Below are 6,668 nucleotides of genomic sequence, written 5' to 3' on the forward strand. Positions count from 1 at the left end.
TCTTTGAGAATCATAAACTATCTCATTCCCCCTTTAGAGGGGTAGGGGAAGGTTCTTGAATATCAATAAGTTACAGAGCTTACGAAACTTAAATGAATAATATAAAAATTAATTTAATAAACTTAGAATCTACTGATTGTGTAATTTTTGACAATATTAAATTTAATAATTGTAGTTACTTACAATTGTTGATAGATGATATTGACATAAGATTGTTTGATGAATTTGATGATTTTTTGATCGTTTATTCAGAGTTATATGCAAGTGCTCAGAATAGTGGGAAGTTTTTAATTTTCACTTGTGCTTGCGGTGTAGCTGATGATGGAGGATGGGATTATGTCAATGTTACTCATAAAGAGAACTCTATTGAATGGCGTTTTTTTCGAGAAAAGAGCTATTTTTTTGAGTTTTCAAAAGAGAATTATATAAAAGAAATATATGAAATTAAAAGTAAAAACATCATATTAATGCCTGAACAAATTATTTACCCTGAAAGTTGATAATAAGGTTTTAAGTTTCGTAAGTTGGTAATGTATCAGACGTGTTGTTAAAGTTTCAATACTTTATCCCCGCTGGCGCGAGTCACATACTCGCTTCAAGCTTGTGCTAAGAAAGTAGAGAGCTTCAAGCTCTGTTACTAATTAGGCAGTGAATTAGGGGCAATAGAGACACAAGCGACACGCTCGCGCCAGCGGAGGGCTTTAAATAGTGCGAGGGGAATTATGAATTTTAAATTGGGCACAAGCTGCAAGCTTGCGCCAGCGGGGGGAAAAAATCAGATTGTAACAATGGATAGAATAAATATCAATAAAATTCAAGAGAAGGACTATCTTTATAATTCTTGTAATTTATACTATGATAAATATTTCAATTCAGATGATAAAGGTCAGCTAAAATCTTTTGAGAGAGAAATATGGATGATTGGTTCTGAAATTATTGACAATATAAAAAGAAAAAAAATAGAGAAAAAAATTCTTACAGATACTTTATCAGAAGAACTATTGAAGGTAATAGAAGAAGATAGATTTGGGAGAGGTAGAGAAAGTTTTGTAATGTTACTTCATTATTTTAAGAATAATCCTAATATAGAAACTTGTTTAGCTACCCTATTAGATGATGAGCAATTATATGCTTTTGCTATAGATGAACTAACCATACTAAGGAATTTCAATTATGTAGATAAAGTACAAAAGATCTTATCTAAAGAAAAGGTATCTTGGAGGAGAAAAGTAGCGGAGAGGTATATTAAGAAATACCTTGATAGTGTCTTTTAGTAATATCCAATGTGTTAGTAATGTATCAGATGTGTTGTTAAAATTTTATCACATTAGAAATCAACACAATACAAAAAATAAATACCCTACTATTCCCCTTTACTCACCATAGAGATAAGCGTTTTAAAGGTAATAATATGCTCGAAATAGTGCGAGGGGAATTATGAATTGGACACAAGCTGCAAGCTTACGCCAGCGGGGGGAAAAAGCAATTATTAAAATTCCAATGCAAGGAAATAGAGATGATGATTTTGAAGAAGCTTTTAGAAGACGTGGAATTAATCCCAAGGAAGCAACTGATTATACTTGGCATCATTTAGATGATTTTAACCCGAATGATGGTACTTGTACTATGCAATTGGTTAAAACATCTGCTCAAATTGAATCGCTTCCTCATCAAGGAGCCGTAAAGCAATTTACAGACCATTTTGGAATTAAAAATAAAATTTATGGTTCATACGAGGCTAAAAAATTAGCTTTTGAAGCAGGTTGGAGAAAAAAAGAGCCAAAAAAATATAATACAAAGAAAAAGAATTGCAATGGAAAATAAATTAAAATTTAATGAAACAATGCCTAATATATCTTTATCTGATATTAGTTGTTTTGAAAAAATAATTCATTATATTTTACCTAATGATTTTATTAGTTTTTACACAAAACAAAATGGAGGCTCACCTATCACTAATAGTATATATGTAGAGGAAATGGATAGTTTTTTAAAAGTAAAAAGCTTTTATCCTTTCTTATATAAAGATCCTATTGGCTGGACAATAGAAAGACTATATACTTATTTTGTAGAAGAAAAGAATTTTTTACCTTCTTACTTTGTTCCTTTTGCTTCTGATATGGGGGATAATTTATTCTGTATTAATGTAAAAACACAAGAGGTAGTTTTAGTTCTTTTAGACATAGGAGAATTTGATCAAGATGAAATCATCCATATTTCTATTTCATTTACTGATTTTTTTTCTATGTTTCAGTAATGTAGGTAATGTATCAGATGTGTTGTTAAAAGCACAACAACTTAACTATTAGTGAAATACAAAATGGCTAAAACCTTATTTCTCTTTACCTAACATAGAGATAAGAGTTTTTAAAGCCTATGAAGTGCTCGAAATAGTGTGAGGGGAATTATGAATTTTGAATTGGGCACAAGCTGCAAGCTTGCGCCAGCGGGGGGAAAAATTATGTTGGTACAAAAGAAGATATAACTCGTAATAAAATCTCTAATAATAAATATATTAAATAGTTATATGAGAATAAAAGAATTTTTGATAGACTTTTATGAAGAGCTAAAAGATGATAACAATCAAATTTATGATATAAACGGAATTAGGTGTAAAATATCTTCTAAGGCTGAAAAATTATTAAATATTATAGATAAAAAAGATCAGCAGTGTATGTGTATTGATAAAAAAATTTTTTCTTTTTTGAATTTCATAAATGGCTATGATACACCAAGATATGAAGATAATATGTATTTGTTTAATAATGTTGATTTGGAAAGAGAATATAATATGTTAGGAGATATCGATTTATTAGAAGGAATTAATTTGGAAATATAAAGATTAATGTTTGGTAATATTAGGGTACAAGCTGCAAGCTCGCACCAGCGGGGGAGTATTGTCTGATGGCAGAATTAGAGAATATTCTAAAGAAGTTCCAAGTACAACACCTGGTCCCACGAGAGGGGTTTCAATGGTAAAAGAAACATCTCCAACAGGAAACACAAGAATGTGGATGGAATCATATGGTCATAACGGAGAGGTAGTAAGAGTTCATCCAAAAGCTATTGATGGAAAACCTGTAGATTTGCCACATTATCCCCCGACTTATAAAGATATACAAGAAGGTAAAGCAATAGAAACGTCCAATGGAAAAGGGAAAAAAGTACAATGCCAAAAGAAATGACATTCATAAACTAAAAAGTTTGGCAGGGAAAAAGACAGGCGAATATATTTCAGATAAAGCATTTGAAATATATTTGAAGTATGAAGATATATTAACACAAAGGCAAAATTGGATTCTTTTGAAATTAATTGCTATCAATGAAGGAGAAGCATTTTATTTGTCTGAAGAAGAAATAGAAAACCTTTTGTTAAAACTTTGATGATATAGATAATCAAAGTTCTTTGAATTCTTACTTTTATATCCTTTTGAGGAATGACGAACTTGTTTGGAGTACCGACTATGACATTTGGTAATGTATCAGATGTGTTGTTAAAATCCCAACAACTTACTAATCAATATAATACAAAAGAATTGCCCTACTATTTTCCTTTACCCTCTATAGAGAAAAACGTTTTTAAAGTCTATAATGTGCTCTAAATAACGAGAGTTCGGTATAATAGAAATCGCCAGCAGAATTTCCCTTGTTGGTGTGTTTTTTACAGTTTGTGCCTACTACTCAGTAGAGTCTTTGGCTCTTTATGGGAGCTATAAGCTCTTAGTATAATAGGCACAAGCTGCAAGCTTGCGCCAGCGAGGGTATTGAAAAAAATAGTTATGAATAAAAAGATCTTAAAAGAAGGGGAGGTATATGCAATACCTCTATCAGATGGTAGTTATACGATAGCCCAGCTATATAATAAATATATTTTTGGGAAGAATAAATCCTTTGATACATTTACCTTTTTTAATTATAAATACAATTCATTACAAGAGATAATAGAAAAATGGTATCATTTAGATATGTCTTCCCCATTCGCAATAGCAACAATAAATTCAAAACCTTGGATATATGGATGGATTTTGTTAGGAGAAAAAAATATTGAAACAGATATTATATACAAAAATAATATTCTTAAGTTAGGTCATTACAATAATTACTCCACTGACCCTCATTCATTTTTAGATCCCTTTTTTGGATTATATCCTTGGGACTGTGACCCTGATGTAGATGAAGCTCCTGAAAAATCTTTTATAAAGCACTTATTACCTAATTATGAACCTTATGAAAAAATTAAATATTTAAAAGATTATTCAACAGAAGAACTGATTCATCTATTAGGAGAAGAACATATTCGAGTAAAAGAACGTTTGAAAAAAGGGTAAGGTTCCAGATGGGACATATCAAATGTAATAAAATGGGATAAATATGAATGTAAAAAATGTAAGACTTATTAACAAGGAAGAAAGCGATGAAATAAATCGCTTATCTAACGAGGCTCTAAAATTATTAAACTTATCTGATGAATCAAATATCATTGATATCTTAAATGATAAAGATCAATGGTTGACAGGAAAAGCTTTGGCCCAGATGTTGAATGTTTCAGATAGAACGATTCGCTCAGACATTGAAGCTATCAACAGGGAATACCAAAGAGAAATGATTATCTCAAATAAGCGTCTTGGTTATAAATTAGACGAGCAGGCTATTTCAGAGATGGAATTAGTGACCAACAATATCATTCCTCAGACACCGCAGGAACGCTGTATTTGGATTATTAAATAGCTTCTTTTCAACTCAAAGGAATTGAATCTGTATGATTTGGAAAATCGTGTTTTCATCAGCGGTTATTCGATTGAAAATGATTTGGGGCGTATTAAAAAGATGATTAAAGATTATCATCTAAATTTGAAACGTTCTAAGAATTTTGTTGAACTGATTGGAGAGGAAAACGAGAAGCGTAAACTTTATCGTAAATTATTAACTGATGAAGTACAAGGGAACTTTACCAACTTAAATATATTGGCGACTTTGTTTTCAGATTTTGATTTTCTAAAAATATCGGATGTTTTTACGGAAACTTGCTATGAATATGATTATCAAATCAAAGAATCGCTTTTTCCTATTGTTATGATTCATGCAGGAGTTGCGATTGAGAGAATTATCAGTGGAAATTATGCTGAGAATATTGAACTACCGGATGAATCCTTTACGGAGACTTTGGAGTATCAGTTATCAAAAGAATTCTTTGAGAGAGTAGAGGAAGAATGCAGGATTCATTCAGTAAAAAATGAAATTATCAAGTTTGCTATTCTACTTTGTAGTAGTAATAGTCAACAAGATTTTACACAAAAAGAAGAAATTCGAGAGATTGTAGTTGCAGTTTTGTCAAAAATTAATGACAACTTTGATATTGACTTTTCAGTCGATTAGGCTTTGGTAAGTGGGCTTGGAAACCATATTTCATCATTGATTGAACGACAAAAAACTAATACTAGCATGTCGAATGTCTATCTTAAGGAAATCAAGCGAAAGTATCCGTTGGTATTTGAGATGGCTGTTCATGCAGGTGAAGTGTTAAGTGAGCGGTTGGAGAAAAAAGTTGGAGAAAATGAATTATCGTTCATCGCTTTACATCTTGGAGTTGCTTATGATCGAGTGAATAGTCCGAGTAAATATCGAGCAGTAGTGATTATTTCCAATAATCAAATGTTATCCAAGCCTTTTATTGATAAAATCAATTCACGCTTTGAAGAACGGATGTCAATTGTTTTTCACTATAAAATTTTTGATGAGCGACAAGTGGGAGCGATTGAGCCAGATTTAATTATTTCAACAGTTCCCTTGAAACATCAGCTAAAAATTCCTACTTTGCAATTATCACTTCTTTTTGATTATGAAGATGAAAGTAAGATTTTTCAGTTATTGAATCAGTTAGACAAGGCACGCTATCATGAGAAATTCCAAAAGATGATGGAGCACCTTATCCAAAAGAAATTGTTTTATCGAAAAGACCACGTAGCAGATAGTGAAGAAGCGATTGAATATTTGTGTGATGAACTGATCAAAGAAGGACTGGCTGATGAAGGCTATAAGGCGGATGTTATTAAGCGCGAGCGAATCTCAGCAACTTCTTTTGTACAAGGCTTTGCTGTCCCACATGCCATCGAAATTTCAACAAGCGAATCTTGTATAGCTACATTGACGTTGGATAAGCCTGTTCAATGGGGAAACTTTGAAGTGCGTCTGGTTATCTTACTGGCTATCCGAGGAGAAGATAATCAGTTAATGAGTATCTTTTTTGACTGGTTATCAAGTCTAGTTATGGATCCGCAAAAGCTATCTGCTTTATTGAATGCGCGTGATCAAAAAGACTTCATCGAAAGTATTTTAGAATAGGAGAAAAGAATGAAAACTTTTAAAAAAATGAGGAAGCCTCAATCGTCTAGCTTGTCACAAACTGGAATGACGAAGCGTTTTGTGGCTTATCTACTAGACTGGTATTTAGGTGCAATGCTGGCGTTACTTCCGACTGGAATTATTTCTCAAAAAATATATGGCAACATGCTTCATCAAAATTTATTGACACTTCAAAAACCATACGGTTTGATTTGCGGAATTTTGGGTCTTGTTTGTGCTATGTTTTATTATCTAGCAGTACCACTTGGGAAAAATAAAGGTCAGACCCTAGGTAAGAGAATAATGAAGCTGAAAATTGTCAAAGA

At 31.9% G+C, this 6,668-nt stretch carries 11 protein-coding genes and 1 pseudogene; all 12 read left to right on the top strand.

The window, feature by feature from the left end; genetic code table 11:
- Window positions 1–92 precede the first annotated feature (92 nt).
- On the top strand, window positions 93–500 hold the full coding sequence (locus Q0625_RS10415) for a hypothetical protein (protein ID WP_298826793.1): 408 nt from the start codon (window positions 93–95) through the stop codon (window positions 498–500).
- A gap of 222 nt (window positions 501–722) precedes the next feature.
- Window positions 723–1,274, top strand: a complete 552-nt coding sequence (locus Q0625_RS10420) for a hypothetical protein (protein WP_298826796.1) — start codon at window positions 723–725, stop codon at window positions 1,272–1,274.
- 163 nt (window positions 1,275–1,437) lie between these two features.
- The gene (locus Q0625_RS10425; RefSeq protein WP_298826801.1) at window positions 1,438–1,824 is read left to right on the top strand and encodes an HNH endonuclease; all 387 of its coding nucleotides are present in this window, start codon (window positions 1,438–1,440) and stop codon (window positions 1,822–1,824) included.
- A complete protein-coding gene (locus Q0625_RS10430) occupies window positions 1,814–2,257 on the top strand; it encodes an SMI1/KNR4 family protein (RefSeq protein ID WP_298826803.1) in 444 nt (147 codons plus the stop codon). The genes Q0625_RS10425 and Q0625_RS10430 overlap by 11 nt, the downstream gene beginning before the upstream one ends.
- A gap of 270 nt (window positions 2,258–2,527) precedes the next feature.
- On the top strand, window positions 2,528–2,839 hold the full coding sequence (locus tag Q0625_RS10435) for a hypothetical protein (protein WP_298826805.1): 312 nt from the start codon (window positions 2,528–2,530) through the stop codon (window positions 2,837–2,839).
- A gap of 175 nt (window positions 2,840–3,014) precedes the next feature.
- Complete coding sequence (locus Q0625_RS10440) at window positions 3,015–3,185, top strand: hypothetical protein (protein WP_298826808.1); 171 nt, start codon at window positions 3,015–3,017, stop codon at window positions 3,183–3,185.
- The gene (locus Q0625_RS10445) at window positions 3,148–3,384 is read left to right on the top strand and encodes a hypothetical protein (RefSeq protein ID WP_298826812.1); all 237 of its coding nucleotides are present in this window, start codon (window positions 3,148–3,150) and stop codon (window positions 3,382–3,384) included. The genes Q0625_RS10440 and Q0625_RS10445 overlap by 38 nt, the downstream gene beginning before the upstream one ends.
- 395 nt (window positions 3,385–3,779) lie before the next feature.
- Window positions 3,780–4,328 (top strand): hypothetical protein, encoded by a 549-nt coding sequence (locus Q0625_RS10450; protein WP_298826814.1) that lies wholly within the window; start codon window positions 3,780–3,782, stop codon window positions 4,326–4,328.
- 43 nt (window positions 4,329–4,371) lie between these two features.
- Window positions 4,372–4,728 carry a helix-turn-helix domain-containing protein gene (locus Q0625_RS10455; protein ID WP_298826817.1) on the top strand — a complete coding sequence of 119 codons (357 nt, stop codon included), beginning with the start codon at window positions 4,372–4,374 and terminating at the stop codon, window positions 4,726–4,728.
- 15 nt (window positions 4,729–4,743) lie between these two features.
- Window positions 4,744–5,376 (top strand): annotated as a pseudogene (locus tag Q0625_RS14960) (helix-turn-helix domain-containing protein); the annotation flags it as partial.
- A gap of 3 nt (window positions 5,377–5,379) precedes the next feature.
- The gene (locus Q0625_RS10470; RefSeq protein ID WP_298826819.1) at window positions 5,380–6,342 is read left to right on the top strand and encodes a PTS sugar transporter subunit IIA; all 963 of its coding nucleotides are present in this window, start codon (window positions 5,380–5,382) and stop codon (window positions 6,340–6,342) included.
- A 9-nt stretch (window positions 6,343–6,351) separates the two neighbouring features.
- The coding region (locus Q0625_RS10475; protein ID WP_298826822.1) for an RDD family protein at window positions 6,352–6,668 on the top strand (317 nt) is incomplete at its 3' end.

This window comes from uncultured Capnocytophaga sp. (genome assembly GCF_938029845.1).
Lineage (GTDB): Bacteria > Bacteroidota > Bacteroidia > Flavobacteriales > Flavobacteriaceae > Capnocytophaga.

Bases quoted from the DNA above. Each gene is read 5' to 3' on its own strand.
- Q0625_RS10415 (WP_298826793.1), top strand. From the start codon at position 93: ATGAATAATATAAAAATTAATTTAATAAACTTAGAATCTACTGATTGT.
- Q0625_RS10420 (WP_298826796.1), top strand. From the start codon at position 723: ATGAATTTTAAATTGGGCACAAGCTGCAAGCTTGCGCCAGCGGGGGGA.
- Q0625_RS10425 (WP_298826801.1), top strand. From the start codon at position 1,438: ATGAATTGGACACAAGCTGCAAGCTTACGCCAGCGGGGGGAAAAAGCA.
- Q0625_RS10430 (WP_298826803.1), top strand. From the start codon at position 1,814: ATGGAAAATAAATTAAAATTTAATGAAACAATGCCTAATATATCTTTA.
- Q0625_RS10435 (WP_298826805.1), top strand. From the start codon at position 2,528: ATGAGAATAAAAGAATTTTTGATAGACTTTTATGAAGAGCTAAAAGAT.
- Q0625_RS10440 (WP_298826808.1), top strand. From the start codon at position 3,015: ATGGAATCATATGGTCATAACGGAGAGGTAGTAAGAGTTCATCCAAAA.
- Q0625_RS10445 (WP_298826812.1), top strand. From the start codon at position 3,148: ATGGAAAAGGGAAAAAAGTACAATGCCAAAAGAAATGACATTCATAAA.
- Q0625_RS10450 (WP_298826814.1), top strand. From the start codon at position 3,780: ATGAATAAAAAGATCTTAAAAGAAGGGGAGGTATATGCAATACCTCTA.
- Q0625_RS10455 (WP_298826817.1), top strand. From the start codon at position 4,372: ATGAATGTAAAAAATGTAAGACTTATTAACAAGGAAGAAAGCGATGAA.